28 protein-coding genes are annotated in these 26,950 nt (G+C 75.5%); 8 read left to right on the plus strand and 20 right to left on the minus strand.

From position 1 onward, the window contains the following. Positions 1–84 precede the first annotated feature (84 nt). On the plus strand, positions 85–984 hold the full coding sequence (locus M3673_RS05570; protein WP_251532513.1) for an alpha/beta fold hydrolase: 900 nt from the start codon (positions 85–87) through the stop codon (positions 982–984). Here the strand turns inward: M3673_RS05570 and M3673_RS05575 are convergent. Further along, the gene (locus M3673_RS05575; protein ID WP_251532514.1) at positions 959–1,687 is read right to left on the minus strand and encodes an SGNH/GDSL hydrolase family protein; all 729 of its coding nucleotides are present in this window, start codon (positions 1,685–1,687) and stop codon (positions 959–961) included. The two genes, M3673_RS05570 and M3673_RS05575, sit on opposite strands and share 26 nt — an antisense overlap. A gap of 53 nt (positions 1,688–1,740) precedes the next feature. Next, on the minus strand, positions 1,741–3,297 hold the full coding sequence (hflX, locus tag M3673_RS05580; RefSeq protein WP_374108179.1) for a GTPase HflX: 1,557 nt from the start codon (positions 3,295–3,297) through the stop codon (positions 1,741–1,743). A gap of 103 nt (positions 3,298–3,400) precedes the next feature. Here hflX and M3673_RS05585 point away from each other — a divergent pair, with 103 nt between their 5' ends. Then, positions 3,401–4,108: a nucleoside/nucleotide kinase family protein gene (locus tag M3673_RS05585; protein ID WP_251532515.1), complete on the plus strand. Its 708-nt coding sequence runs from the start codon at positions 3,401–3,403 to the stop codon at positions 4,106–4,108. 18 nt (positions 4,109–4,126) lie between these two features. On the opposite strand, the gene M3673_RS05590 is transcribed toward M3673_RS05585, so the two are convergent. The 6 genes from M3673_RS05590 to miaA form a co-directional block, all read right to left on the minus strand. Beyond that, on the minus strand, positions 4,127–4,819 hold the full coding sequence (locus tag M3673_RS05590) for an alpha/beta hydrolase (RefSeq protein WP_251532516.1): 693 nt from the start codon (positions 4,817–4,819) through the stop codon (positions 4,127–4,129). 79 nt (positions 4,820–4,898) lie between these two features. Continuing rightward, on the minus strand, positions 4,899–5,675 hold the full coding sequence (locus tag M3673_RS05595) for an SDR family NAD(P)-dependent oxidoreductase (protein ID WP_056865811.1): 777 nt from the start codon (positions 5,673–5,675) through the stop codon (positions 4,899–4,901). 85 nt (positions 5,676–5,760) lie between these two features. After that, the gene (gene dapF, locus M3673_RS05600; RefSeq protein ID WP_251532517.1) at positions 5,761–6,633 is read right to left on the minus strand and encodes a diaminopimelate epimerase; all 873 of its coding nucleotides are present in this window, start codon (positions 6,631–6,633) and stop codon (positions 5,761–5,763) included. 16 nt (positions 6,634–6,649) lie between these two features. Further along, positions 6,650–8,599, minus strand: coding sequence for a gamma-glutamyltransferase (ggt, locus tag M3673_RS05605; RefSeq protein ID WP_251532518.1), 1,950 nt, complete (start codon positions 8,597–8,599; stop codon positions 6,650–6,652). Positions 8,600–8,729: 130 nt separating this feature from the next. Next, positions 8,730–9,272, minus strand: a complete 543-nt coding sequence (locus M3673_RS05610; RefSeq protein ID WP_193663381.1) for a dihydrofolate reductase family protein — start codon at positions 9,270–9,272, stop codon at positions 8,730–8,732. After that, positions 9,269–10,237 (minus strand): tRNA (adenosine(37)-N6)-dimethylallyltransferase MiaA, encoded by a 969-nt coding sequence (gene miaA / locus M3673_RS05615; protein WP_251532519.1) that lies wholly within the window; start codon positions 10,235–10,237, stop codon positions 9,269–9,271. The genes M3673_RS05610 and miaA overlap by 4 nt, the downstream gene beginning before the upstream one ends. A gap of 91 nt (positions 10,238–10,328) precedes the next feature. On the opposite strand from miaA, the gene M3673_RS05620 reads away from it, so the two are divergent. The 4 genes from M3673_RS05620 (at position 10,329) to M3673_RS05635 (ending at position 11,644) form a co-directional block, all read left to right on the plus strand. After that, on the plus strand, positions 10,329–10,607 hold the full coding sequence (locus tag M3673_RS05620) for an antitoxin (protein ID WP_056865743.1): 279 nt from the start codon (positions 10,329–10,331) through the stop codon (positions 10,605–10,607). Next, positions 10,604–10,768 carry a hypothetical protein gene (locus M3673_RS05625; RefSeq protein WP_156718300.1) on the plus strand — a complete coding sequence of 55 codons (165 nt, stop codon included), beginning with the start codon at positions 10,604–10,606 and terminating at the stop codon, positions 10,766–10,768. Before M3673_RS05620 ends, M3673_RS05625 begins: the two co-directional genes overlap by 4 nt. Beyond that, positions 10,765–11,271, plus strand: coding sequence for an NUDIX domain-containing protein (locus M3673_RS05630; RefSeq protein ID WP_251532520.1), 507 nt, complete (start codon positions 10,765–10,767; stop codon positions 11,269–11,271). The genes M3673_RS05625 and M3673_RS05630 overlap by 4 nt, the downstream gene beginning before the upstream one ends. A gap of 76 nt (positions 11,272–11,347) precedes the next feature. Next, entirely contained in the window at positions 11,348–11,644 is a 297-nt protein-coding gene (locus M3673_RS05635) for a hypothetical protein (RefSeq protein ID WP_251532521.1), read from the plus strand. Positions 11,645–11,809: 165 nt separating this feature from the next. On the opposite strand, the gene miaB is transcribed toward M3673_RS05635, so the two are convergent. From miaB to M3673_RS05655, 4 genes are all read right to left on the minus strand, one after another. After that, positions 11,810–13,372, minus strand: a complete 1,563-nt coding sequence (gene miaB / locus M3673_RS05640; protein WP_285838979.1) for a tRNA (N6-isopentenyl adenosine(37)-C2)-methylthiotransferase MiaB — start codon at positions 13,370–13,372, stop codon at positions 11,810–11,812. Between the two features lie 83 nt (positions 13,373–13,455). Next, positions 13,456–13,959: a hotdog fold domain-containing protein gene (locus M3673_RS05645; RefSeq protein ID WP_193663416.1), complete on the minus strand. Its 504-nt coding sequence runs from the start codon at positions 13,957–13,959 to the stop codon at positions 13,456–13,458. 322 nt (positions 13,960–14,281) lie between these two features. Continuing rightward, positions 14,282–14,680 carry a VOC family protein gene (locus tag M3673_RS05650; RefSeq protein WP_251532522.1) on the minus strand — a complete coding sequence of 133 codons (399 nt, stop codon included), beginning with the start codon at positions 14,678–14,680 and terminating at the stop codon, positions 14,282–14,284. Beyond that, the gene (locus tag M3673_RS05655) at positions 14,677–15,510 is read right to left on the minus strand and encodes a methyltransferase domain-containing protein (protein WP_251532523.1); all 834 of its coding nucleotides are present in this window, start codon (positions 15,508–15,510) and stop codon (positions 14,677–14,679) included. The genes M3673_RS05650 and M3673_RS05655 overlap by 4 nt, the downstream gene beginning before the upstream one ends. Positions 15,511–15,586: 76 nt before the next feature. Between M3673_RS05655 and M3673_RS05660 the strand changes: the two genes are divergently transcribed. After that, complete coding sequence (locus tag M3673_RS05660) at positions 15,587–16,072, plus strand: MarR family winged helix-turn-helix transcriptional regulator (RefSeq protein ID WP_056865738.1); 486 nt, start codon at positions 15,587–15,589, stop codon at positions 16,070–16,072. A gap of 32 nt (positions 16,073–16,104) precedes the next feature. On the opposite strand, the gene M3673_RS05665 is transcribed toward M3673_RS05660, so the two are convergent. The 8 genes from M3673_RS05665 to rsmI form a co-directional block, all read right to left on the minus strand. After that, entirely contained in the window at positions 16,105–17,022 is a 918-nt protein-coding gene (locus tag M3673_RS05665; protein ID WP_251532524.1) for a patatin-like phospholipase family protein, read from the minus strand. Positions 17,023–17,149: 127 nt separating this feature from the next. Beyond that, positions 17,150–18,982, minus strand: a complete 1,833-nt coding sequence (locus tag M3673_RS05670) for an ABC-F family ATP-binding cassette domain-containing protein (RefSeq protein ID WP_193663570.1) — start codon at positions 18,980–18,982, stop codon at positions 17,150–17,152. A gap of 1 nt (position 18,983) precedes the next feature. Continuing rightward, entirely contained in the window at positions 18,984–19,892 is a 909-nt protein-coding gene (locus M3673_RS05675) for a 4-(cytidine 5'-diphospho)-2-C-methyl-D-erythritol kinase (protein WP_251532525.1), read from the minus strand. After that, a complete protein-coding gene (gene rsmA, locus M3673_RS05680) occupies positions 19,889–20,818 on the minus strand; it encodes a 16S rRNA (adenine(1518)-N(6)/adenine(1519)-N(6))-dimethyltransferase RsmA (RefSeq protein ID WP_251532526.1) in 930 nt (309 codons plus the stop codon). The genes M3673_RS05675 and rsmA overlap by 4 nt, the downstream gene beginning before the upstream one ends. Before the next feature lie 23 nt (positions 20,819–20,841). Then, the gene (locus M3673_RS19115) at positions 20,842–22,029 is read right to left on the minus strand and encodes a ubiquitin-like domain-containing protein (protein ID WP_308196100.1); all 1,188 of its coding nucleotides are present in this window, start codon (positions 22,027–22,029) and stop codon (positions 20,842–20,844) included. A gap of 329 nt (positions 22,030–22,358) precedes the next feature. After that, positions 22,359–23,282: a TatD family hydrolase gene (locus tag M3673_RS05695; RefSeq protein WP_251532527.1), complete on the minus strand. Its 924-nt coding sequence runs from the start codon at positions 23,280–23,282 to the stop codon at positions 22,359–22,361. Then, positions 23,279–24,160: an alpha/beta fold hydrolase gene (locus M3673_RS05700; RefSeq protein ID WP_056904899.1), complete on the minus strand. Its 882-nt coding sequence runs from the start codon at positions 24,158–24,160 to the stop codon at positions 23,279–23,281. The genes M3673_RS05695 and M3673_RS05700 overlap by 4 nt, the downstream gene beginning before the upstream one ends. Beyond that, positions 24,157–25,104 carry a 16S rRNA (cytidine(1402)-2'-O)-methyltransferase gene (gene rsmI / locus M3673_RS05705; protein ID WP_251532528.1) on the minus strand — a complete coding sequence of 316 codons (948 nt, stop codon included), beginning with the start codon at positions 25,102–25,104 and terminating at the stop codon, positions 24,157–24,159. The genes M3673_RS05700 and rsmI overlap by 4 nt, the downstream gene beginning before the upstream one ends. A gap of 94 nt (positions 25,105–25,198) precedes the next feature. Between rsmI and M3673_RS05710 the strand changes: the two genes are divergently transcribed. After that, positions 25,199–26,917, plus strand: coding sequence for a phospholipid carrier-dependent glycosyltransferase (locus M3673_RS05710; RefSeq protein WP_251532529.1), 1,719 nt, complete (start codon positions 25,199–25,201; stop codon positions 26,915–26,917). Positions 26,918–26,950: the final 33 nt, after the last annotated feature.

The following is a 26,950-nucleotide window of genomic DNA, read 5'->3' on the forward strand; positions in this document are numbered from 1 at the left end:
AGCCCGACGGGCCCCGAGCGGCACCGGTGGAGAACCCCCGTCGGGCCGGGGCCGCACCGGCGCCGCACCACCTAGGCTGCCGAGGTGGACACCCTCACCGACACCCTGACGCTGGCCGACGGCCGCACCCTGGAGCACCTCACCGGCGGCGACCCCGACGGCTTCCCGTGGCTCTACCACTCCGGCTCCCCCAGCGCGGCCGTCGCCTACGCCCCCGTCGACGAGGCCGCGCGCCGGGCGGGGCTGCGCCTGATCACCTTCTCCCGGGCCGGCTACGGCGGCTCGAGCCCCCGGCGTCCCGAGCAGGGCCCGCCGCGCATGGCCGACGACGTCGCCGACGCCGTCGAGCTGCTCGAGCACCTCGGCGTCGACGAGCTGGTGACCCTCGGCTGGTCGGGCGGCGGGCCGCGCGCCCTGGCCACCGCGGCGCTGCTGCCCGGGCGCTGCCGGGCCGCGGCCACCCTGGCCGGGGTGGCGCCGCACGACGGCGCGGGGCTCGACTGGTCGGCGGGCATGGCCCCGGAGAACGTCGCGGAGTACACCGCGGCCGCCGCGGGGCCCGAGGCCTACGCCGCCTACCTCGAGCGCGAGTTCCTGCCGGTGCTCCAGGCCTCCCCCGCCGACCTCACCGAGGCCATGGGCGGTCTGCTCACCCCCGTCGACCAGGCGGCCCTCGACGACACCTACGCCGAGTGGCTGGCCGAGACCTTCCGCCGCGCCGGTGCCCAGGGCGTGGTCGGGGTGCGCGACGACGGCCTGGCCTGCGTCGCGCCGTGGGGCTTCGACCTGGCCTCGATCACCGTGCCGGTGGCGGTCTGGCAGGGCCGCGAGGACGCGATGGTCCCCTACTCCCACGGCGCGTGGCTGGCCGAGCACGTGCCCGGGGCGCGGGCGCACCTGTTCGACGACGAGGGCCACCTGTCGCTGGTGGCGCGCCTCGACGAGGTGCTGGCCGACCTCACCGGGCTGGCTGGCCTGCGCTGAGCGCCGCGGCGACGTGGTCGCCGAAGACCCGGTGGCCCTCGGGCGTGAGGTGCAGCCGGTCCGGCAGGTAGGTCAGGTCGAGCCCCGAGGTGGCGACGTACGCCGCTCCGTGGGCGCGGGCCAGCTCGCCCAGCAGCGCGTCGACGCGGGGCACCGCGGCGGCGCGCTCGGGCGCGAGCGGCGGGCCGACCACGACCACGCGGTGGCCCTCGAGACCGGCCAGGAGCCGCTCGAAGCCGGCCGCGATCTCGCCCGAGGGCTGGTCGACGTCGTTGAGGCCGCCCTCGAGCACCACGACGGCGTCGTCGGCGCCGGCGGGGTCGTCGGCGGCGAGGCGGGCCAGCGCCTCGGGGGCGCGGCGGTCGTAGGCGACCCGGGCGCCGCAGGAGGAGGCACCGGGGCTGAAGCCGGAGCCGGAGAAGCCCGCCACGTGCACCTCGCCGGGCAGCCGGGCGGGCCACGACGTGGTGAGGTCGTCGAGGCCGAGACCGGCGGAGTAGGAGTCACCCACGACGAGCACCGGCGCGCCGCTGCCGGAGACGGCCGCGGCGCGGGCGGCCGACTGCGCGGCGAAGGTCTCGCAGCGCGAGGCGCCCTCACCGGTCGCGCCGGCCCCCAGCCACAGCGGCAGCGTCGCCACGACGGCGCCGAGCCCGGCCACGCCGGCGAGCAGGCGCCGACGGCGCGTCTCGAGGATCCCCACGCGACCAGGGTGCGGCACGACCCGGGGGCCGCGCAGCACATCGGGCCCGGTCGTTACCCGATCGTGGCGGTGCCGACGCCCGCGTCGAGGAGGTAGGGCGCGAGCTCGCCGGCCAGCGCCTCGGTCGCGCGGCCGCGCACGAGGGACCCGTCGGCGGTGTGCTCGATGCTGTCGATCTCGCCCTCCTGGTGCAGCCGGTTGACCAGGTCGCCCCGGTCATAGGGCAGCAGCGCCTCGAAGGCGACCTCCGGGTGGGGCAGCTCGGCCTCGATCACGGCCAGGGCCTCGGCGATGCCCTCGCCGGTGCGGGCGGAGACGACCACGGAGTGGGGCTCACGGGCCCGCAGCCGGGCGATGACCATGGGGTCGGCCGCGTCGACCTTGTTGATGACCACCAGCTCGGGCACGTCGCCGGCGTCGATCTCGGCCAGCACCTCCCGCACGGCGGCCAGCTGGCCCTCGGGGTCGGGGTGGGAGCCGTCAACGACGTGGAGCAGCAGGTCGGCGTCGGCCACCTCCTCCAGCGTGGAGCGGAAGGACTCGACCAGCTGGTGGGGCAGGTGGCGCACGAAGCCGACGGTGTCGCTCATCGTGTAGACGCGACCGTCGGAGGTGGTGGTGCGGCGCGTGGTCGGGTCGAGGGTGGCGAAGAGGGAGTCCTCGACGAGCACGCCGGCGCTGGTGAGCCGGTTGAGCAGGGAGGACTTGCCGGCGTTGGTGTAGCCGGCGATCGCGACCGCGGGGATCTGGTGGCGCTTGCGGTCGGCCCGCTTGGTGTCGCGGGTGCCCTTCATCTCCTTGAGCTCGCGGCGCAGCTTGGCGATCTTGGTGTTGATGCGGCGGCGGTCGGTCTCGATCTTGGTCTCACCCGGACCGCGACCACCGATGCCGGCGCCGGCGGCGACCCGGCCACCGGCCTGGCGCGAGAGGTTGCCACCCCAGCCGCGCAGGCGCTGCTTCATGTAGTTGAGCTGGGCCAGCTCGGTCTGGGCCTGGCCCTCCTTGGACTTCGCGTGCTGGGCGAAGATGTCGAGGATCAGCGCCGTGCGGTCGACGACCTTGACCTTGAGCCGGTCCTCGAGGTTCCTCAGCTGGCTGGGGGCCAGCTCGCCGTCGCAGATGACGGTGTCGGCGCCGGTGGCCGCGACGATCTCCTTGAGGCCCTCCACCTTGCCACGACCGACGTACGTCGCCGGGTCGGGCGACTGGCGACGCTGGTAGATCGCGTCGAGGACCTCCGAGCCCGCGGTCTCGGCCAGCAGCGCCAGCTCGGCCATGGAGTTCTCGGCGTCCTGCGTGGTGCCCTCGGTCCACACCCCGACCAGCACGACGCGCTCGAGGCGCAGCTGGCGGTACTCGACCTCGCTGATGTCCTCGAGCTCGGTGCGCAGGCTGGCCACGCGGCGCAGCTGGTGACGCTCGGCGAGGTCCATGGCGCCCGTGGTGGGGTCGTCCTCCGGGTCGGGCCCGTCGGCGGCGTAGCCCGACTCGACGTCGGGGTCCTCCCAGTCGGCCGTCTCGGCCAGCGCGGAGTCGAGCCCGGAGTCGAGCCCGGAATCGAGGCGGGGCGCGAGGTCGGAGTCGAGGGTGAGGTCGTGTGCGTGGGTCATATGCCTCCAGGGTAGGTGTGGGGGAACAACACCGCGAGCGGGTTTACTCCCCCGGCCGCGCCGGATCCGCCCACCGGCGCCCGCGCTGCGCGATCATCGGCGGGTGCCCCACCCGACCGCTGCCGGCCCCGGTGCCGCGAGCCGCCCCGACGCCCCGGGCGCTCCCGGCGTCACCCGGCTGCCCTCCCACGGACCCGCCCTCGACACCGCCCTCGACGCGCTGCTCACGGGCCTGCGCGAGCGTGGGGCGCGGATGCTCGGCCTCACCGGCGCGCCCGGGGCCGGCAAGTCGACCTTCGCCGCGCTGCTGGCGGCGCGCTCGGGCGCGGCGGTCGTGCCGATGGACGGCTTCCACCTCGCCGACGTCGAGCTGCGGCGCCGCGGGCTCCTCGCGCGCAAGGGCGCACCGGAGACCTTCGACCCCGAGGGCTGCGCGGCGCTGCTGACCCGGGTGCGCGGCCGGGAGTCGCTGGTGATGGCACCGGCCTTCGAGCGCGGCTTGGAGCAGCCGCTGGCCGGCGCGCTGCCGGTGCCCGGCGGCGTCGACCTCGTGGTCGTCGAGGGCAACTACCTGCTGCTCGACGGGGCCTGGGCCCGGGTGCACGACCAGCTCGACGCGGTGTGGCACCTGCGCGTCGCAGAGCCGCTGCGGCTCGCGCGCCTGGTGGCGCGTCACGAGGAGTTCGGCAAGTCGCCCGCCGAGGCGCGGGCGTGGGTCGACCGGGTCGACGGGCCCAACGCCCGGCTCGTGGAGGCCGCCGCGTCCCGCGCCGACCTCGTGCTGGACCTCAGCGACCTGCGGCTCGGCTGAGCGGCCGCACCGGGCCGGTCAGGCGGTGACCCACTCCTCGCCGGCGAGGACCTGGGCGACGGGCGGGTCGAGGCGCACGGCGTCGGCGCCGAGCAGGGAGGCGACGCTGAACTGCGCGGCGTAGCCATCGAAGTCCCCGCCGTGGCGCAGCATCGCGTGCTTGCCCTCCGGCACCCGGATGAAGCCCACGTCGGTGGAAGCGGCGATGCGACGGGCGACGGCCTCGGCGTGCGAGGGCTGGGCGATGCGGTCCTGCTGGCCGTGCACCACCAGCACGCGGCGCCCCGGCAGCGGCACGCCGTCGGTCGGGTAGACCCACGGGTTGAGGGCCACCACGCTCACCACGCCGTCCTGCGCGCCGCCGAGGAGGGCGGCACGGCCGCCGAGGGAGTGACCGACCAGGCCGACCGGCAGGTCGCCGTACTGCTCGCGCAGCCGGGCCATCGCCCAGCGCAGGTCGTCGAGGGGGGTGTGGTCGGCGGCCCAGCCCCGGTGGCTGTTGAGCAGTCGTACGACGGCCAGGCGTCGGCCGCCCGCGCGAGCCACCCGCCGCGCGGTCGGCACCATGCGCAGCACCGAGAGCTGGGTGGGGCTGACCCGCGGGTCGCCCTGCCGGTTGGCGCCGCCGTGGAGCACGACCACGACGCCCTCGGGGTCGCGGGGGGCGTGGGTCGCCACGAGGCGGGGGGCGGCTTCCAGGGGACCGGTCACCGCCCCAGTCTCCCGGGAGCGCTCGAGCCGCGCCCCACCCCGCCGGCCGAGGGAGGGCCGCCGCAGCGGCCCGGGAGCGTCACTTCGGAGGCATCCGGATGCCACCGTCGACGCGGATGACCTCGGCGTTCATGTAGGAGTTCGTGATCGTCTCGACCACCATGCTGGCCAGCTCCTCGGGGCGACCCAGGCGGTGCGGGAAGAGCACGCTCTGGCCCAGCTTGGCCTTGAACGCCTCGGCGTCCTCGCCCTCGCCGTAGATCGGGGTGTCGACCAGGCCCGGCGCGATGGTGTTGAGACGGATGCCGGAGGCCGAGAGGTCGCGCGCCACGGGCAGGGTCATGCCGACCACGCCGCCCTTGGAGGAGGAGTAGGCCGCCTGGCCGATCTGGCCGTCGAAGGCCGCGACGCTGGTCAGGTTGGCGATGGCGCCGCGGCAGCCGTCGGCGTCGGGCTCGTTGCGGCTCATCGCCGTGGCGGCGATCCGGGTCATGTCGAAGGTGCCGATGAGGTTGATCGCGATGACGCGGGTGTAGGCCTCGAGGTCGTGGGCGGAGTCGAACTCCCCGTCGCGACCGATCGTGCGCTGCGCCCAGCCGATGCCGGCGGAGTTGACCACCGCGCGCAGCGGCGCGATCTGCGCCGCGGCGGTGACGGCGGCCTTGATCTGCTCGGTGTCGGTGACGTCGACCTGGGCGAAGACGCCCCCGATCTCGTGGGCCAGGGCCTCGCCCTTGTCGGCCTGGAGGTCGGCGACCACGACGACCGCGCCCTTGGCGGCGAGCTGGCGGGCGGCGGCCGCGCCGATGCCCGACGCCCCGCCCGTGACGATGGCACTGCATCCGTTGATATCCATGGCCGCGAGCATAGTGGGCGCGGAGTACCCGCTCCCACCTCCTGGTACTCCCGCGACAGCGCCGCTGTCACGGTCGGCGCGGGTGCTACAGCGCGGTGGTGCCGCGGGCGACCACGACGGCCGGGCCGGTCATCAGCACGCGGTCCTGCGGGGTCCAGGCGATCGTGAGCGTGCCGCCCGGCAGGTCCACGCGGTACTCCGCACCGTTGGCCGGCCCGAGCCCGTCGGCCTCGGCCGCCGCCACCATGACCGCGCAGGCCCCGGTGCCGCACGAGCGGGTCTCGCCGGAGCCGCGCTCGTGCACCCGCATCGCGACGTGCCGCTCCCCCCGTCGTACGACGAACTCCACGTTGACGCCCGCGGGGTAGACCGCGGGGTCGTGCCCGGGGGCCTCGCGCAGGGCCCCGACGGGCCCGGTGGGGGCGAGGTCGTCGACGAAGGCCACCGCGTGGGGGTTGCCCATGTCGACGTGACGCGCCGGCCAGCGGGTCGCGCCGACGGTGACCTCCGTGTGGCCGAGCAGGGCCGGCGGGCCCATGTCGACGGTGACCAGGTCGCCCTCGAGCCGGATGGTCTTGACCCCGTCGCGCGTGGCCACCGGGAGGGGGCGCGCCGGGTCGGCGAGGCCCTCCTCGACCAGGTGGCGGGCGAAGACCCGGATGCCGTTGCCGCACATCTCCGAGACCGACCCGTCGGCGTTGCGGTAGTCCATGAACCACTCCGGGGAGCCCTCCGGTGCGGGCGAGCCGGGGCCGGCCACCCCGCCGTCGAGGGCCGCCGTGCGCACGACGCGCAGCACGCCGTCGCCCCCGATGCCCGCGCGGCGGTCGCACAGCGCCCTGACCCTGGCGGGGTCGAGGTCGCCGTGGACCGTGCCGTCGTGGTCGGGCAGGAGCACGAAGTCGTTCTCGGTGCCGTGCCCCTTGAGGAAGGGGTAGGGCGTGCGGTGCGTGGGCATGGGTCGATCCTCCCGCTCAGCCGGTCGGGTCGAGGACCCGGGCCGAGCCCCCGCCGCGGCGCTCCGGCTCCGCGACGGCGGTGAGCCGCCTGCGGGGGCCGAACTCGATCGCGGTGAGGGCGCCGATCTCGGCCTGCGAGGTGAAGGCGTCGCCGGCGGGCTGGAGGTCGTGGCCGTAGGCCTCCAGGGCGGCGCCGTAGAGGTCGATGAACCCGGGCTCGGCGCTGACGGCGGGGGTGTTGCGCTGGGAGCCGCGCGGGTCGGCGACGACCTCGGTGATCGGCAGGCTGCGGTCGAGGTAGCCCACGATGCTCTGCAGCACCGTGGTGATGATCGTCGACCCGCCGGGCGAGCCGATCGCCAGGACCGGCACGGTGCGCTCCCCCGCGCCGTCGCCGACCTGCTCGGTGATGATCGTGGGCGCCATGGAGCTGCGCGGGCGCTTGCCGGGCTGGAGCCGGTTGGGGTCGGTGCGGTCGAACTCGAGGCTGAAGTCGGTGAGCTCGTTGTTGAGCAGGAAGCCGCGCCCGGGCACGACGATGCCCGACCCGCCGGTCTGCTCGATGGTGAGGGTGTAGGAGACGACGTCGCCCCAGCGGTCGGCGGTGGTGAGGTGGGTGGTCTCGACGTTCTCGTGGTCCTCCGCGACCGCCCCGGCGCGGGCGGTGTCGCAGTCGGCCCCGGTGGCGTCGAGGTCGCCCGCGGCCACGGGCTTCGTCGCGGCGCGGTCGGGGTCGATCAGGCAGGCCCGGGAGGCCGCGAACCCCTCCGAGAGCAGCCGCCGGCGGGGCACGTCGACGAAGGCGGGGTCGCCGACGTACTCCGCGCGGTCGGCGAAGGCCAGGGCGCTGGCCTCGAGGTAGTGGTGGAGCACGTCGACGTCGTCGAGCTCCGGCAGGGGGAACCGCTCGAGCACCTGGAGCGCTTCGCCGACGGTCGTGCCGCCGCTGGAGGACCCGGCCATGCCCCACACGTCGTAGCCGCGGTAGTCGACGCGGGTCGGGGCCCGGTCGACCGCGCGGTAGGCGGCGAGGTCGCGGCGCTGGAGGTGCCCGCGGGGCACCGGCAGGTCGGTCGAGGCCGTGACCGGTGGGCGCCGCGCGGCGCGCACGACGTCGCCGGCCAGGTCGCCGCGGTAGAACTCCCGGGGGCCGCGCCGGCCGACGAGGTCGTAGGTGGCGGCCAGGTCGGGGTTGCGGAAGGTCGAGCCCACGGCCGGGACCTCGCCCCCGGGCAGGAAGAGCCGCCGGGTGGACCGGAAGGCCGAGAAGCGCTCGACGTTGTCCTCGGTCTGGTCGGCGAAGGTCTGGTCGACCTCGAAGCCGGTGCGGGCCAGCCGGGCGGCCGGCCTCAGCGCGCGGCGCAGCGGCACGCTGCCCCACCGCTCGAGGGCCCGCTCCCAGGTGGCGAGGGTGCCGGGCGTGCCGACCGAGACGCCGCTGGTCACCAGGTCGGGGGTGAACGGGTAGGGCTCACCGGTCCCGGGGTCGAGGAAGGCGTCGCGCGGGATCGACAGCGGGGCGGTCTCGCGCCCGTCGACGGTGGACACCTTCCCGGTGCGCCCGTCGAGGTGCACGAAGTAGCCCCCGCCGCCGATGCCGGCGCTGTAGGGCTCGGTCACGCCCAGCGCCGCCGCCGTGGCGACGGCGGCGTCGACGGCGTTGCCGCCGCGCTTGAGCACGGCCATGCCGACGCGGGTGGCGTAGGGGTCGACCGAGGTGACGGCGCCCCCGGTGCCGACCGCGGTGGCCTGCTTGGGCGGCACCCCGGCGCGGGCGGCGGGCGCGTCGGCCGGTCCGACCACGCCGACGGGGCCGACGGGGCCGACGGGGCCGACGGGGCCGACGTCCGAGCCGGTGTCGGGGGCGTCGGGCGCGGCGAGGGCCGGCGCGGCCACCAGGGCGCAGGAGAGCGCCGCGACCGCGGCGGCCAGGCGGGAGGGACGGGGCGGGCGGGGGCGTCGCATCACGGGGCTCCGAGAGGTGGGGTGGTCGGCGGCGGCCCGGGGGCGGCCTGCGGGTGCCGCCCATCCTGCACCAGGTCGCCGACCGACGGCAGGCCTCACCGGCCCGCGGTGGCGACCCCTCGGCGCGGCCTCAGCCGCGCGGGCCCACCACGTCGTAGGTCGCGCAGAGCAGGTCGCCGTTGCGGGCCAGGTCGACCAGCCTGAGGTCGAAGGGACGGGGGAAGAGCGGGCGCCCCGCCCCCAGCGTGACCGGCGCGATCGAGACCACCAGGCGGTCGAGGTGGCCGGCCAGCGCCCACTGCGCCGCCAGGTCGCCGCCGCCGACGACCCACACGTCGCCCCCGGCCGCTCCCGCCACGACCTCGGGCCAGACCTCCTCCACCCCGCCGCCGACGAACCGGACGTCGCCCTCGGCCTCGGGGAAGGTGCGGTGGGTGAAGACCCAGCACGGGATGTCGTAGCCCCACGGCTCGCCGGTGGCGGCGGCGTGGTCGAGCAGCCACTGGTAGGTGGTCGCGCCCATCACCATCGCCCCGATGCCGGCGATGAAGCCGGTGTAGCCCATGGGCCCGTCGGCGTCGGTGTCCTGGGTGAAGAGCCAGTCCAGGGAGTCGTGCTCGTCGGCGAGGAAGCCGTCGAGCGTGGTCGCGGTGTAGTAGGTCACCCGGGTCACGGGGTCGATCCTGCCCCGTCCACGGCGCGGTGCACGGCCTCCAGCGCGCGGTCGAGCCGCTCCGGGTCGTCGTGGCGCACCCAGACGACCCGGGGGTCCTTGCGGAACCACCCGTCCTGGCGCCGCGCGAAGCGCCGCGTCGCGCTCACGGTGCGCTCGCGCGCCTCCTCGAGCCCCAGCTCCCCGGCGAGGTACGCCGCGACCTCGCGGTAGCCGATGGCCCGCACCGCCGTGCGCCCCTCCGCCAGGCCCTCGCCCAGCAGCCGCTCCACCTCGGCCACCAGGCCGCCGGCGAACATCGCGTCGACCCGCTGCTCGATGCGGGCGTCGAGGGTCGGCCGGTCGATGTCCACGCCCACCTGCACGGTCGCGGGCCCGACGTACTCCAGGCGGGGCAGGGAGGCGCTGTAGGGGCGACCGGTGAGCTCGACCACCTCGAGCGCGCGCACCGTGCGCCGACCGTTCTCGACCAGGATGCGGGAGGCGGCCTCCGGGTCGACGGCGGCGAGACGGGCGTGCATCGCCGCCGGCCCGACCTCGGCCAGCTCCGCCTCCAGCCGCGAGCGCAGCGCCTCGTCGGTGCCCGGGAAGTCGAAGCGGTCGAGCACGGCGCGGGTGTAGAGCGCCGAGCCGCCCACCAGCACCGGCACGCGGCGCCGCCCACGGAGGTCGTCGACCACGTCGCGGGCCCACCGCTGGAACTGCGCGACGCTGGCCGACCCGCGCACGTCGAGCACGTCGAGCAGGTGGTGCGGCACACCCCGGCGCTCCCCGACGGGGAGCTTGGCCGTGCCGACGTCCATGCCGCGGTAGACCTGCATGGCGTCGGTGTTGACCACCTCGCCGCCCAGCGCCTCGGCCAGGTCGAGCGACAGCGCGGTCTTGCCCGAGGCCGTCGCCCCGACGACCGCCACCACGGGCACGGGTCCGCACACCCCCTCGGGCGTCCCGTCGGCGCTGGTCATGTCGTTAGTGTGGCAAGCACGGACCGCCCCCGCGGCGACCACCCGGCACGACGCGACATCCCAGCCATCCCGAGGCGACACAGGAGACGACATGGGCCTCTTCGACAAGGCCAGGCTCGACAAGGTCAAGCGCCAGGTCAGCGACGCCGTCGACAAGCACGGCGACAAGATCTCCGGTGGCATCGACAAGGCCGCCGCGGCCGCCGACAAGCGCACCGGCGGCAAGCACAGCGACAAGATCGCCAAGGGCGTGGCCAAGGCCAAGGACGGCCTCGACAAGCTCGACGGCAAGAACGACGACTTCCGCGACGGGCCCGCCGGCCCCGCGGGTCCGACCGGGCCCACCGGCCCCGCAGGAGGCCCCCGATGAGCCAGCCCGTGCCCGAGGAGCGCAACGACGCCTACGACCTCACCGAGGAGCCGCCCGGGGAGCACTCCAGCGACCTGCCCGGCGGCGGCGACGGCGACCAGGCCGCCGAGGCCGCCCAGGAGGAGAACGCCGAGACCTCCCTGGACCAGCCGTCCCAGTGACCACCGCCTCCACCCCGGCCGGCCGCACCCCCCAGGAGCTCGGTCGCTTCGTGGTCGTCCCGGCGGCCTACGTCTTCCTCACCCGCGACGGGGCCCACGGCACCGAGGTGCTGCTGCAGCTGCGCCGGGGCACCGGCTACATGGACGACCACTGGGCTGCGGCCGCCGCCGGCCACGTGGAGCAGGGCGAGACGGCCTACGCCGCCGCCCAGCGCGAGGCCACCGAGGAGCTCGGCGTGAGCGGCCTCGACCTCACCTTCGTCACCGCGATGCACCGCACGCGCGGCGGGGAGCCGATCGACGAGCGCATCGACTTCTTCTTCACCGCGCGCGCCTGGACCGGGGAGCCGCGCGTCGTCGAGCCCGAGAAGTGCGCCGGCCTGCGCTGGGTGGGTCTCGGCGAGCTCGGCGAGCTGCCGCAGCCCGTGGTGCCCCACGAGCGGGCCGTGCTCTCGGCCCTCGGCGCCGGCACGACCACGCCGTACTCGACCTTCGGCTTCTGACGCAGCCGGCGGACCCTCCGCCGCAGCACTCCACCCGACCCCCGCACACCCGACCCCCGACACCCAGGAGGCCCCGATGAGCGAGACCCCCCAGGACCAGACCGACGAGAACACCGCGCAGGACCAGGGCGACCTGGGCCCCATGCCGGAGCCCTCGATCGAGCCCGGCGAGCCCAACCCCGGCGGCGCCGACGCCCTCGACACCGGCGAGCAGGAGGTCATCGTGCCCGACCTCCCCCCGGAGTCGAACCCGGCCACCGAGGACTCCCCCGTGGCCACCCGCGAGCGCGAGGACACCAGCACCAAGGCCACCCGCTCCCCCGGCGGCGAGGACGAGGGTCCCGACGCCGACGACGAGGACGCCCCCGTCTGAGCGTCGCTCCCGCCGGACGTCGCCGGAGACGAACGGGCACAGTGCCGATCAGCCCGGCCCGCACGGTGGTCGACCCGCGACGTCGCGCGGGTCAGGGACGGTTCGGCACCCCGGGCACAGGCACTGTGCCCGTTCGGCTACCCCGCCCGCCGGCGCTGGAGCGGGTCAGCCGCAGGCGTTGACGGGCGGCAGCGGGGCCGGCACGCCGACGCCCGGCATGCCGAGCCCCACGCCGGCGCTCGCGGCGGGGGCGGCGGTGCGGGCCTCCCACGCGTCGCCCGACCGGGTGCGTCGCGAGCCGAGCACGCGGTCGGCGACCAGGTGGTGCGGAGCGGCGTGGGTGATCTCCACCGTGACCCGGTCGCCGGGGCGCACGCGCTCCTCGGGGGCGGCGAAGTGCACGAGACGGTTGTCGGGCGCCCGGCCCGACAGGCGCAGCGTCTCGGCGTCCTTGCGGCCCTCGCCCTCGGCCACCATCAGCTCGACGGTGCGCCCCACGAGGGCCTTGTTCTCCTCCCAGGCGATCTCGTCGACCAGGGCGGCCAGGCGCTGGTAGCGCTCCTTGACGACCGCGGGCGGCACCTGGTCGGGCAGCGTCGCGGCGGGGGTGCCGGGGCGCTTGGAGTACTGGAAGGTGAAGGCGCTGGCGAAGCGCGACTCGCGGACCACGCGCAGCGTCTCGGCGAAGTCGTCCTCGGTCTCCCCGGGGAAGCCGACGATGATGTCGGTGGTGATCGCGGCGTCGGGGATCGCGGCACGCACCCGCTCGATGATCCCGAGGAACTTCGCCGAGCGGTAGGAGCGGCGCATGTCCCTGAGCACCTTGTCGGAGCCCGACTGCAGCGGCATGTGCAGCGAGGGCATGACGTTGGGGGTCTCGGCCATCGCCTCGATGACGTCGTCGGTGAACTCCGCGGGGTGCGGCGAGGTGAAGCGGACCCGCTCGAGCCCCTCGATGCTCCCGCAGGCGCGCAGCAGCTGGGAGAAGGCCTGCCGGTCGCCGAACTCCACGCCGTAGGCGTTGACGTTCTGCCCCAGCAGGGTGATCTCGCTGACGCCCTCGGCCACCAGCGCCTCGATCTCGGCCAGGATCTCCCCGGGGCGGCGGTCCCGCTCCTTGCCGCGCAGCGCGGGCACGATGCAGAAGGTGCAGGTGTTGTTGCAGCCCACCGACACGCTCACCCAGGCGGCGTACGCCGACTCCCGCCTGGTCGGCAGCGTGGAGGGGAAGACGTCGAGCGACTCCAGGATCTCGACCTGTGCCTCCTCCTGCACCCGCGCCCGCTCCAGCAGCACCGGGAGCGAGCCGATGTTGTGGGTGCCGAAGACGACGTCGACGTAGGGCGCGCGCTCGGTGATCGTCGAGCGGTCCTTCTGCGCCAGGCAGCCGCCGACGGCGATCTGCATGCCGGGGTGGCGGGCCTTGACCGAGGCGAGGTGGCCCAGGTTGCCGTAGAGCTTGTTGTCGGCGTTCTCCCGCACGGCGCAGGTGTTGAAGACCACCACGTCGGGCACGGCCTCCGCGGTGGTGCCGGCCTCGCCGGCCCCGGGGCGGGCGAAGGGGGCGTAGCCCGCGTCCTCCAGCAGGCCGGTGAGCCGCTCGGAGTCGTGGACGTTCATCTGGCACCCGTAGGTGCGGACCTCGTAGGTGCGGGTGGCCGTCGCGACGTCGGCCGCGGCCTCGGCGGACTTCTCGGTGGCGGGAACGGTCTCGGGGGCAGCAGTCATGGCCGTCCCAGGGTACGGCGGCACCGTGGCGCCCACCCAACGCGCGCCGCGGCCCCGGGCCCGGCCCCGGCCCGGCCGCCGAGTCAGGAGGCGCGGGCGGGCTTGGGGGTGACCCAGAGCCGGATGACGCCCTCGATGACGACGGTGCCGTCGTCGCGCACCCCGCGCACCCGCACGGGCACCTCGCCCCCGGCGGCGGGCAGCGTCTCGGAGGACCACTGCTCGGGGTCGGTCTCGGCGATGCAGGTGATGTCGCTGGTCGCCTTGGCGGTGTAGCGGACCTCCATGCCCTGGGGGATCCAGCGCTTGTCGGAGGGGATCGAGGCCTCGGCCAGGGCACCCATGGCCGCCTCGAGGCCGTTGCACAGCGCGATGGCGTGCACGGTGCCGATGTGGTTGTGCACGGCGCGACGCTTCGGGATCACGAGCTCGGCGCGGTGGGGCTCCAGCACGGTGAAGCGTGGGCGGATCGAGGCGAAGTAGGGCGCCTTCTGACCGAAGAGGACCGAGAACACCCGGGTGCCGACGCTCCGGCCGATCACGGGGAGGTTGCTGGTGGTGCGCCACAGGGAGAGGACCTGACTCATGGGCCGCACATTACTCGACGGTAACTTCTGCCGCCAGCACCTGTCCCACCGCCCGCGCGGCACGTCCGGGACCGCCGCACCGCAGGTCTCGACCGGTCGGACCGGGAGGCCCCGCCGGTGCTACCGTCGACCGCACCGGCCGGGTCGTGCCCCCACCGCGCCCCGGCACCACGGCCGTCACGGCCGGCGCCGGCGGCGCCGCACGTGGACGGCCCCTCGGGACGGGCTCCCCCCGCCTGGCCCGAGGGGTCGCCCTCGGGCGGCGCTGCCGTCCAGCCCCGGACCCCGGCCAGGCGCCCGGTCAGATCCCCGGTCCGACCCCTCAGTCCGGCCCCGGGGCGAGCAGCTCGACGCGGTTGCCCGCGGCGTCCCTGACGTGCAGGCGCAGGTAGCCGGGGAAGGTGCCGCGCTCGCTGCGGTCGACCTCCAGGCCCAGCGCGGCGACCCGGTCGGCGGCGCCCTCGAGGGCCGCCTCGTCGTCGAGCAGCAGCGCCGGGTGGGCGCGGCGGGCGGGCACCATGTCGGCCTCGGCGCCCACGTGCACCTCGGCGACGACCCGGCCCTGCTCGTCGTAGGAGCGGAACCACGCCCCACCCCGCGCCCGCAGCGCCGGCGGCTTCTCGACCTCGACCAGCCCCAGCGCCCCGACCCAGAGTCGGCGCGCGTCGTCCTCGCCCCCGGGCGGGCACGACACCTGCACGTGGTGGAGCCGGGCGCTCACCGCCGGGCCTCCGGCACCCGCGCGACGGCGAAGACCCGACGGAAGGGCAGCAGCACCGACCCGTCGGCGCGACGGGGGTAGGCGCGGGCCAGGCGACGGCGCAGCTCGGCCTCGAAGTCGGGGCGCAGCGCGTCGGGCAGGGCCTGGAGGGTCGGTCGCGCGCCCGTGCCGGAGATCCAGGTGAAGACGGGGTCCTCGCCGGTGAGCACGTGCACGTAGGTGGTCTCCCACGCGTCGACGTCGACGCAGCCGGCCGCGACCAGCGCGTCGAGGTAGGCGACGGCGTCGTGGCTGGCGGGCGAGGAGACCCCCGCGGTGTGGGCGGCGTACGGCGCCTCCGCGGCGAGCTCGCGGCGCAGCTCGTGGCTGGGCTCGCCGGTGTTGCCCGGCACCTGCATGGCGAACCAGCCGCCCGGGCGCACGCGCGCGACCAGGCGCGGCAGCAGCTCGAGGTGGCCCGGCAGCCACTGGAGCGTGGCGTTGGTCAGCAGCACGTCGACCTGCTCCTCGGCGCGCTCGGCCCAGTCGCGCAGGTCGCCGACCTCGTAGTCGACCGGCCCGCCCCGCTCGCGGGCCGCGGCGACCATCTCGGCGCTGCTGTCGAGGCCGCGCACGGTGGCGTCGGGCCAGCGCCGGGCGAGCAGCTCGGTGAGGTTGCCCGGGCCGCAGCCCAGGTCGAGCACGTCGGCGGGGGCGAGGTCGGGGGTGGTGGCGCCGACGCGGGCGAGCAGCTCCACGAAGGGACGACCGCGCTGGTCGGCGTAGGTGAGGTAGCGCTCGGGGTCCCAGGTCAGGTCGTGCACGTCGTCCTCGCTCCGTCGGGTCGTCACGCGTGAGAAGTGTCTTGACGTCAAGACACTAACACCTCTTGACGTCAAGATTCTCGATGTGGCCTAGGCTGGCCCCATGCGGGACGAGGTCGACGAGCTGATCGAGGCGTGGGCGCGCGAGCGCTCCGACCTCGACCTCGCCCCGGTGGCCGTCTTCAGCCGGATCTCCCGCCTCGCCCGCCACCTCGACCTGGCCCGCCGCGAGGCCTTCACCGCCGCCGACGTGGAGTCGTGGGAGTTCGACGTCCTGGCCGCGCTGCGTCGCGCCGGCGCCCCCTACGAGCTCTCCCCCGGGCGGCTGCTGCGCGAGACCCTCGTGACCAGCGGCACCATGACCAACCGGGTCGACCGGCTCGCCGCCCGCGGCTTCGTGGAGCGCTCCCCCGACCCCGACGACCGGCGTGGGGTCATCGTGCGACTCACCCCGCAGGGGAAGACGGCGGTCGACGAGGCCTTCGGGGCGCTCATCGCCGCCGAGCACGCGCTGCTGGTCGACCTCCCGGTGCGCGAGCGCGAGCAGCTGGCCCGCCTGCTGCGCACCCTGCTCGTGCCCTTCTCCTGACCCGCGCCCGTCCGCGCGCGGACCGGCCCGCGTCAGGCGGCGACCGACGGCTCGGGCCGCTGCGGCGCGACCGGGGCCGCGGGCCCGGTCACCGGGGCCTCGGCCGCCGGGACAGCGACGGGCTCGACCTGGTCGGCCGGCCCGGCCAGGGCGGCGGCGACCGAGGCCCGGCCCAGCGCGATGTGCTCCTCGGTGCGGCGGAAGTCGTGCATCCTCACGCCCAGGTCGGGGGCGGTCAGGTGGTGCACCTCGACGTCGCCGAGGTCGACCGCGGGGCGCACCCGCAACGACTCCGCGAGCCCGGCCAGCAGGGCGTCGAGCGGAGAGCGCACCCGCTCGATGCGGGTCGGGACCGTGGCGTCGAGCACCCAGACCCGGGTCGGCGCCAGCGCGCGGGCGCCGGCGACGGGCACGAGGTCGGCGAGGCCGCCGTCGACGTGAGGCACCTGCCAGCCCGAGGTCGGGTCGGCGAGGCGCACCGGGTCGAAGACACCGGGCAGCGCGGTCGAGGCGAGCAGCACGTCGAGGAGGTCGCCGCGGTCGTGGTAGACCGCCACCCCGCTGTCGAGGCGCGTGGTGACCACCCGCACCGGCACCGGCAGGTCCTCCAGCCTCACGTACGGCGCCCAGCGCCGCACCAGCCGCGCGACCCCGTCGGCGGCGCAGAGCGGGGCCGGGTGTCGCGCGAGGTGTCCCCGACGGGTCCCGTGGCTGACCGCGAAGACCTCACGCGTGTCGATGCCGCGCCAGCGTCGCGCCAGCTGCTCGCCCGCGTCGGGTCCGTCGTGGCTGCCCAGGAAGGTCGCGTTGAGGGCGCCCACCGAGGTGCCGACGTAGGCGGCGGGGCGCACGCCCGACTCGAGCAGCGCCTGCACCATGCCGACCTGCACGGCGCCCCGCGAGGCACCACCGGAGAGCACGAGCACGTCGCGGTGACGGGTGGTCGCCATCGGGCCTCCTCGCGGTCGGGGGTACACCGTCCTCATCGGCGTACCCCCATGAGACCTGAGTGACGCACCTCACGCCAGGAAAATCGGGGCCCGGTCACCCTCCCGGGGGAGAGGGCCACGCGGGTGGCTACTCCAGCACCTCGGCGGCCTCGAGCCACTCCAGCTCGAGCTCGTCGCGCTCGTCGGCCAGCACGGCGAGCTCGGCGCCCAGGTCGGCCAGGCGGGCGTAGTCCTGGGCGTGCTCGACCACCTGGGCGTTGAGGGCGGCCTCCTGCTCGGCGATGCGGGCCAGGCGCTTCTCGATCCGGGCCACCGCCTTGCGGGCGGCGCGCTCCTCGGCCGAGCCCGCCTTGGCGCGGGTGGAGGACGCCGCCGCCGGAGGGGCGCCCGCCGGGGACGCTGCAGCAGCCGCGGCGGTGGCGGCCGTCGCCGCGGCCTCGCTCGTGGTGGGGGTCGTGGAGACCGCGAGGGCCGCGGTGCGCCGCTCGAGGTACTCGTCGACGCCGCGCGGCAGCATCGCGATCTGGCCGTCGCCGAGCAGGGCCCACACCGAGTCGGTGACCCGCTCGAGGAAGTAGCGGTCGTGGGAGACCACGACGAGGGTGCCGGGCCATCCGTCGAGGAAGTCCTCGAGCACGTTGAGGGTGTCGATGTCGAGGTCGTTGGTGGGCTCGTCGAGCAGCAGCACGTTGGGCTCGGTCAGCAGCAGCCGCAGCAGCTGGAAGCGGCGGCGCTCCCCACCGGAGAGGTCGCCGATGCGGGTGGTGAGCTTGTCACCGGTGAAGCCGAAGCGCTCGAGCAGCGAGGTCGCGGTCAGCTCCACCCCGTCGAGGGTCTTGCTGACGCGCCGGATCGACTCCAGCGTGGGTAGCACGCGACCGTCGGGGTCGAGGTCGTCGAGCTGCTGGGTGAGGTGCTGCAGCGCGACCGTGCGGCCGTGCTTGACCTTGCCCGAGGCCGGGGCCAGCGCGCCGGAGAGCAGCGAGAGCACGGAGGTCTTGCCGGCGCCGTTGACGCCGACGATCCCGACGCGGTCCCCCGGGCCCAGGCGCCAGGTGGCGTGGTGGAGCAGACGTCGCTCGCCGCGCACGAGGTCGACGTCCTCGAGGTCGACGACGTCCTTGCCCAGGCGCTGGGTCGCGAAGCGCTGCAGCTCGAGCCGGTCGCGCGGCGGCGGCACGTCCTCGATGAGGGCGTTGGCGGCGTCGATGCGGAACTTCGGCTTCGAGGTGCGCGCCGGCGGGCCGCGGCGCAGCCAGGCCAGCTCCTTGCGGGCCAGGTTGGAGCGACGGGTCTCGGCGGCGGCCGCCTGGCGGGAGCGCTCGGCCTTGGCCAGCACGAAGGAGGCGTAGCCGCCCTCGTAGGCGTCGACCTGGCCGTCGTGGACCTCCCAGGTCCACTGGCACACCTCGTCGAGGAACCAGCGGTCGTGGGTCACCACGACCATGGCCGAGCTGCGCTGCACCAGGTGGGCGGCCAGCCAGGCCACGGCCTCGACGTCGAGGTGGTTGGTGGGCTCGTCGAGCACGACCAGGTCGTGCTCGCCCAGCAGCAGGGCGGCCAGCGAGCAGCGGCGGCGCTCCCCACCGGACAGGCCCGCGACCGAGCGGTCGAGGGTGACGCCCGCCAGCAGCACCTCGACCACCTCGCGGGTGCGGGAGTCGGCGGCCCACTCGTGGTCGGAGCGCCCGCCCAGCACGGCCTCGCGCACGGTGTGGGTGTCGAGCAGCTCGTCACCCTGGTGGAGGTAGCCCACCAGCAGCCCGCGCTGGCGCGACACGCGACCGGTGTCGGGCTCCTCGAGGCCGGTCATGACCTCGAGCAGCGTGGTCTTGCCGTCGCCGTTGCGGCCCACGATGCCGATGCGCTCGCCGGCGCCGATGCCGAGCGAGACGTCGGTGAGCAGGGGCCGCACGCCGTAGGACTTCGAGACGCGCTCGAGGTTGAGGAGGTTGGGCATGTCAGGCGTATTCGACCACGTGGGCGCCGGCGACCGGACCGGGGGCCGCCAGCACGGACTCGTGACCCAGCGCGGTGAGGCCGGCGGTGACCTCCTGGGCGTGGGGCATCCCGTCGCACAGCATGAGGACCGTGGGCCCGGAGCCGGAGAGCAGCGAGGCCAGTGCACCGACCGAGGCGCCTGCCTCGAAGACCGCGGCCAGGTCGGGCCGCAGGTCGAGCGCGGGCGCCTGCAGGTCGTTGGCGAGGGTCTGGGCCAGGCGGCCGGGGTCGCCCTGGCCGAGCGCGACCCGCAGCGCGCCGGGCACCTCGGGCGCCGGCAGGCGCAGGCCGTCGAGCCTCTCGTCGAAGCGCCGGTAGACCTCGGGGGTGGAGAGGCCGCGGTCGCTGAGCACCGCCACCCACCACCAGGCACCGGCGTCGTCGACCGCGCTGACCTGCTCCCCGTGGCCCTCGCCGAGGGCCGTGCCGCCCAGGAGGGCGAAGGGCACGTCGCTGCCCAGCCGGCCGGCCACCTCCAGCAGGTCGTCGTCGGGGGTCTGCAGGTCCCAGAGCCGGTCGAGAGCCACCAGGGTGGCCGCCGCGTCGGCCGAGCCGCCCGCCATGCCCCCGGCCACCGGGATGCCCTTGTGGATCTCGATGCGTGCGGCCCGCTCGAGGCCGTGGTGGGCCAGCAGGGCGCGCCCGGCGCGCACGGTGAGGTTGTCGTCGTCGGCGGGCACGTCGAGCACGCGCACGTGGCGCTCGCCCCGCACCTCCACGGCCCACGAGGGAGCGTCGTGCACGGTGACGTCGTCGTAGAGGCCGATGGCCTGGTAGACCGTGGCGAGCGGGTGGAAGCCGTCGGCGCCGAGCGAGCCGACGCCGAGGTGGAGGTTGATCTTCGCGGGGGCCCGCACCGTGACGCTCACGCCGGCGCCTCCCCCGGGCCCGAGCCGACGGAGCCGTCAGCGCCGGGCCCGGCGACGGCCCCGAGGGCCTCGGCGATCCGCACGAAGTCGGTGACGCGCAGCGACTCACCGCGAGCCATCGGGTCGACCCCCGCGGCCTCGAGCGCGGCGGTCGCGGCCTCCGCTGAGCCGGCCAGGCCCCGCAGGACACCGCGCAGGGCCTTGCGACGCTGGGCGAAGGCGGCGTCGACCACGGCGAAGACCTCGGCGCGGGTCGCGGTGGTGGCGGGCGGCTCGCGGCGGGTCCAGGCCACCAGCCCGGAGTCGACGTTGGGCGCGGGCCAGAACACGTTGCGGCCCACGGAGCCGGCGCGGCGCACGTCGGCGTACCACGCCGCCTTGACCGAGGGCACGCCGTAGACCTTCGAGCCGGGCTCGGCGGCGAGCCGGTCGGCGACCTCGGCCTGCACCATGACCAGGCCGCGCTCCAGGCTGGGCAGCAGCCCGAGCAGGTGCAGCAGCACCGGCACCGAGACGTTGTAGGGCAGGTTGGCCACCAGGGCGGTCGGCGGCGGCCCGGGGATCTCCGCGACGCGCATGGCGTCGGCGAGCACGACCTCGAAGCGGTCGGCCCGGCCGGGCGCGAACTCCTCGATCGTGGCGGGCAGGCGACCGGCCAGCAGGGGGTCGACCTCCACGGCCACGACCCGGCCCGCGGTCTCCAGCAGGGCCAGCGTGAGCGAGCCGAGGCCGGGGCCGACCTCGAGCACCGTGTCGGCGGCGGTGACCTCGGCCGCGCGCACGATGCGACGCACGGTGTTGGCGTCGATGACGAAGTTCTGGCCGCGCTGCTTGGTGGGGCGCAGGTCGAGCTCGGCCGCCAGCAGACGCACCTCCGCCGGCCCGAGCAGTCGTGGGACCGCGGGACCGGCGGGGGGGTGGGACATGCGGGTCAGCGTAGTGCCAGCACTCAGGTCGGCAGGCCGAGGGACGCCGCGCAGCCCGGCCAGGCGCCGTAGCCGCCGGAGGCGTCGCGCACCTTGGTGGCGATGGCGATCTGGGTCTCGCGCGAGGCGCTGCTCGGCAGACCGGTGCCGCCGTAGGCCTGCCAGGTGCCGAGGCTGAACTGGAGGCCGCCGTAGTAGCCGTTGCCGGTGTTGATGGCCCAGTTGCCGCCCGACTCGCACTGGGCGAGGCTGTCCCACACGGTGCCGCCGTCGCTGTAGACGGGGGCGGCGGGCTCGGGCTCCGGGGCGGGGCGCTCCTTCGTGCCGACCGCGACGACGCGGTCGACCGGCGCCGAGGTGAGGGTGCTGCGCACGAGCTTGCGGGCCACGACCTCGCCGTTGCGGATGGTCACGGCGTAGGTGGCGTTGCGGCTGCCGGCGCGGCCCTCGCGGACCACCGAGGTCTGGTCGTCGTAGAGCGAGGAGTCGGAGCGCTCGACGGTGCCGAAGGGCAGGCTCTCGCCCTTGACCGTGCGCTCGACACGTCGGATGTCGGTGAAGACGAGCTTGTCGCCGTCCTCGAGCGCGGTGTCGAGGGAGGGACGGACCTTGTCGCTCCGGTCGACCTCGACGCCGAGCTCGTCGAGGGCGTCCTCGACGGTGAGCGCGGTGATCTCGCGCTCCACCGGCTTCTTGCCGGCCAGCGCCAGCGTGAGGCGCTTGGGCGTGACCACCTCGAGCGAGGCGCCGCTGCGGTCGATGAAGCCGCCGCGGCTCAGCGACAGGTCGGCGTCGGTGAACCCGCGGCCGATCTGGTCCAGGGCCCCGGCGACGTCGGTGGCGGTGACCCAGTAGGTCTCCTCCTCGCCGTCGACGCTCACCTCGAGCGGGCGGCCGAAGCGCACGCTGATCGCGCTGCCGTCCTCGACGGACTCCCCGAGGTCGGGGGCGACCTCGTCGTGCTGGCCCACCTCGATGCCCTCGGCCTCGAGGACCTCGCCGACGGTGCCGGCGCGCGAGGTGATCTCGCGCTCCTGGCCGTCGAGCGAGACCGTCACCGACTTGCCGAGGGAGGCGTAGCCGAGGGTCGTGCCGGCCACGGCCAGCACCACCACGGCGGTGAGTCCGACGACCAGGGCGCGGCTGCGCCCTGCTGCGGCGATGAGGGCGCCCACACGGTGGGCGAGGCTGCTCGTCTGCTGGGAAGGCACACTGCTCCGAACGTCGTGCTCTCCGGTTCTCGGGAGGCCCGGCCTGCTCCCGCGCGCCACTCCCGCGCGGCGGCGAGAGGGGTGCGGGGGCGCTGCCCGCGCTCGCTGTGCGAGCGTCGGAGGCCCGGCCGGATCGGTCCCGATCCCGGCGGTCTGTGCTCCAGAGGACCAGCCGGCACGGGGGTCACGCAAACCCGTCGGGCGGATCTTGCGGAAAACGTGAGCAGGCTCTCCCCGGGTCGGGGCCCGGGTAGGGACCGGTCTCAGCCCGCCTCACCAGGCAGAACGCCGTGACCCGCCCGGTGGGGCGGGGCGGAAGGTAAAAACGCTCACCAGGAGCCGCCGAAGGCGGCCTCGGTGGCCGCGTCGAGCGCCGCGCAGAGCTGCTCGAGGTCGTCGCCGCGCACCTGCGCCATCGTCCGCACGGTCAGCGGCACGAGGTAGGAGGCGTTGGGTCGACCCCGCCACGGCGTCGGGGTGAGGAAGGGCGCGTCGGTCTCCACCAGGAGGCGGTCGCGCGGCACCACGACGAGCGCCTCGCGCAGCGCGTCGGCGTTCTTGAACGTCACGGTGCCGGCGAAGCTCAGGTGGGCGCCGCGGTCGAGGCAGGCCCGGGCGAAGGCGGCGTCGCCGGAGAAGCAGTGCATCACCCAGCGCTCCGGCACCCCCTCGGAGTCGAGCACGTCGAGGACGGCCTGGTGGGCGTCGCGGTCGTGGATGACCAGGGTCTTGTCGAGCCGCTTGGCCAGGTCGACGTGACGGCGGAAGGACTCCTCCTGGGCCGCCCGGCCGTCCTCGCCGGTGCGGAAGAAGTCGAGGCCCGTCTCCCCCACCGCGCGGACCTTGTCGTGGGCCCGCGCCAGCTCCTCGATCTCGGCGAGGGCCTCCTCCAGGCGCCCCTCCGCGGCCAGGCGCGGGGCCTCGTTGGGGTGCAGCGCGACGCCGGCGACGAGCGCGTCGTGCGCGGCGGCGGCCTCCACCGCCCAGCGGGCACCGGGCAGGTCGCAGCCGATCTGCACGATGCGCGTCACGCCCACCTCCGCGGCCGCGGCCAGGGCGTCGGCGGTGGAGAGCCAGTCGTCGCCCTCGCCCGCGTCGGCGATGTCGAGGTGGCAGTGGTTGTCGACCACCGGGTGCGGCAGCGGGTCGGGAGCCGGCGGCCGCTCGCGGTTGCGCCGGCTGCCCCGCTCGTCGACCGCGGCCCGGGCACGGGTGGGGCCCGCCGGCCCCGCCGCGGGGTCGGGCCCGGTCACGAGGCCTCGGCGCGCGCCAGGATCGCGGCCGCGGCGGGCTCCGGGGCCTGCGTCGGGATCCAGTGGGTGACCCCCGGCATCACGACCAGGCGGTAGGGCGCGTCGACGTGGCGACCGCAGCGCTCGACCGCGCCGCGGTCGATGAAGGAGTCGCCGTCGCTCCACACCATCGTGGTCGGCACGGTGACCTGCTGCCGGGCGGCGTCGCGGTCGGTCCAGGGCAGCGCGCGGTACCACGCCAGGCCCCCGGGCAGGGCGCCGTCGTCGAGGATCTCGCGGCGGAAGCGGGCCACCTCGTCGGCGCTCATCCCCCCGCGGCGCAGCAGCCGCTCGAACGTGCCGCGTCCCGCCAGCCACTCCGCACCGCCCGGGAGCTGGAAGGCCCCGACGTACCAGCTGCGCAGGCCCTGGCGCGAGGAGACGAGCGAGGAGACGAAGGCAGCGGGGTGGGGCACGGAGAAGGCGGTGAGCGAGCGCACCAGGTCGGGGCGGGTCGTGGCGACGTGCCAGGCCACGATGGCGCCCCAGTCGTGGCCGACGACGTGGACCTTGCTCTCCTGGCCGCGCACGCCGCCGGGCCCGGGCTCGCCCACCAGCAGGTCGAGCAGGGCGGTGACGTCGGCGGAGAGCTCGGCGACGCGGTAGGCGCGGCGGCCGCGGGGACGGGCGCGCGGGGAGTAGCCGCGCTGGTCGAGGGCGAAGGTGCGCAGGCCCTGCGCGTGCAGCAGCGGAGCCACCGAGCGCCAGCAGGTGGCGCGCTCGGGGAAGCCGTGCAGCAGCACGACGGGGTCGCCGTCGAGGGGGCCCTCGTCGAGGACGTCGAGCACCAGCCCGTCGCGGTGGACCTCGGTGACGCGGTCGGGGTGGCGGGTGCTCACCGGACCCCACCCCCGGCGGGTCCGTGCTGCTCCCCGGACCGCTCCCCGGTCTGCTGGGGGACCTGCTTGTGGACGAGGTCGTAGACCTCGCGCTTGGGCACTCCGGCCATGCGGGCCACCTCCACGATCGCCTCCTTGCGGCGGGTGCCGCCGGCCTCGAGGTCCGCCACGGCGGCCCGCAGGCTGGCGGGGTCGTTGTCGACGGCCATGGTGACAGCCGCCCCCGACACCACGATCGTCACCTCGCCCCGCACGCCCTCGGCGGCCCAGGTCACCAGCTCGCCGAGCGGCCCGCGCCGGACCTCCTCGTGGGTCTTCGTCAGCTCGCGACACACCGCGCCGGCGCGGTCCTCGCCCCAGGCCTGCGCCATCGCGGCGAGCGCGGCCTCGGTGCGGTGGGGGGCCTCGAAGAACACCATCGTGCGCTCCTCGGCGGCCAGCGAGGCCAGGCGACGGGCCCGCTCGCCGGCCTTGCGCGGCAGGAAGCCCTCGAAGCAGAACCGGTCGACCGGCAGCCCGCTCACCGCGAGCGCGGTGAGCACGGCGCTCGGTCCCGGCACGGCGGTCACGAGGACCCCGGCCTCCACGGCGGCCGCCACGAGGCGGTAGCCCGGGTCGGAGACGCTCGGCATGCCCGCGTCGGTCACCAGCAGCACGCGGTCGCCGGCCAGCAGGCTCTCGAGCAGCGCGGGGGTGCGGGCGCTCTCGTTGCCCTCGAAGTACGACACGACGCGCCCGGTCACCGTCACCCCGAGGTCGGTGGTGAGGCGCCGCAGCCGGCGGGTGTCCTCCGCGGCGACGACGTCGGCGTCGGCCAGCTCCTGCGACAGCCGGGGCGGGGCGTCGGCGACGCGACCGATCGGGGTCGCGGCCAGCACGAGCACTCCCGGCTCCCCCGGCTCCCGGGGCGGCCCGGTGCGGGCGGGGTCGGGGGCGGCAGGCATGGGCCGATCATGCCCGATCCCGCACCCCGTCGCGGTCGCCCCTCGGCCCCGAAGCCCCACGGCGCCGGGGTGGCGCCCCGTAGAGTCCACCCCCGTGACGACCACGCAGGCGCCGCACCCGGGAGCGGCACGCGGGCTCTCCGGCACCGCGGCGGGCGAGACCCTCCCGACCGCGTGGCAGCGGGCCAGGGGCCGGCTGGGCGTCGAGGACCCCTTCATCGGCTGGTCGGCCGCGCTGGGCCTCGCCCTGCTCGCTCTCGTGCTGCGGCTGTGGCGCCTGGGCGAGCCGAAGGTCTTCGAGTTCGACGAGACCTACTACGCCAAGGACGCCTGGTCGCTGGTCAACCACGGCTACGTCCGCGAGTACGTCGACGGTGCCGACGAGAAGATCCTCGCCGGCACGACCACGGGGGTGTGGAAGGGCGATCCGTCGATGATCGTGCACCCCGAGGTCGGCAAGTGGCTGATCGGGCTGGGCGAGAAGGTCTTCGGCATGGAGCCCTTCGGCTGGCGGGTCGCCTCGGCCGTCGTGGGCGCCCTCATGGTGCTCGTGATGTGCCGCCTGGCGCGACGGGTCACCGGGTCGACCGTGCTCGGTCTGGTCGCGGGGCTGCTGCTGATGCTCGACGGGCTGCAGTTCGTGCTGTCGCGCCTGGCGCTCCTGGACATCTTCCTGGCCTTCTTCACCCTCTGCGCGGTGGCGTGCCTGGTCAACGACCGCGACTGGCACCGCGCCCGCATGGCCCGCCTGCAGCCCGTGCCGCTCACCGGGGGGTGGGGACCCGTGCGCGGGCTGCTGCTGCGCCCGTGGCTGCTGCTGGGCGGGATCTGCTTCGGCCTGGCGATCGGCACCAAGTGGACCGCGCTCTACCCCCTCGCCGCACTCGGCGTCCTGGTGTGGCTGTGGAGCAGCGGGGCGCGGCGCTCCTTCGGCGTGCGCGCGGCCGTGCTCCGCTCGGCGGTGGTCGACGGCCTGCCGGCCTTCGTGCAGCTGGTCGGCGTCGCCGCGGTGGTCTACGTCGGCACGTGGGGCGGGTGGCTGGTGCACGCCGGGCAGTACGAGGAGGCGCTCTCCTCCACGCAGTACACGCAGTTCACCGGCCAGGGCCACTGCGAGGGCGACTCCTTCGTCTCCGACGACCCCGACCCCGACGCGCGCTGGCCCACCGCCACCGAGCCCGACGCCTCCGGCCCGGCCGAGGTCGTGCAGTCGCTGCGCTCGCTCTGGTACTACCACCAGGACGTCTACACCTTCCACACCAACTTCCTCGACTGCTCCACCCACAGCTACGCCTCGAAGCCCGCGGGGTGGCTGCTGCTCAACCGCTCGGTCGGCGTGGCCGCCGACACCGGCATCCAGCCCGGCACGCGCGGCTGCACCGCCCCGGAGGGCAGCGACTGCCTGCGTCAGGTGCTCCTGCTGGGCACCCCGACGATCTGGTGGGCCGGCATCCTGGCCCTGGTGTTCTCGGCCGCGATGTGGCTCGGGGCCCGCGACTGGCGCCACGGCCTCGCCGTGGTCGGCGTGGCCTCGACCTGGCTGCCGTGGCTGGCTTACGACGACCGGCCGATCTTCTCCTTCTACGCCATCGTCACCCTGCCCTTCATCGTCCTGTCGTTGACGCTGGCCATCGGGGCGCTGGTCGGCCGGCGGCGCGGCCCCTCCACCCGCCGCACCGTCGGCGTCGTCGTCGCCGGGGCCTTCCTCGTGCTGACCCTGGTCAACTTCGCGTGGTTCTGGCCGATCTGGACCAACGGGCTGCTCACCAACGGCGAGTGGCTGGACCGGATGTGGTTCGCCCGCTGGATCTGAGGTCGGGCCGGCCACGGTGGCCGGCGACGCCTA

This window comes from Nocardioides sp. P86 (assembly GCF_023712465.1).
Taxonomy (GTDB): Bacteria; Actinomycetota; Actinomycetes; order Propionibacteriales; family Nocardioidaceae; genus Nocardioides; species Nocardioides kribbensis.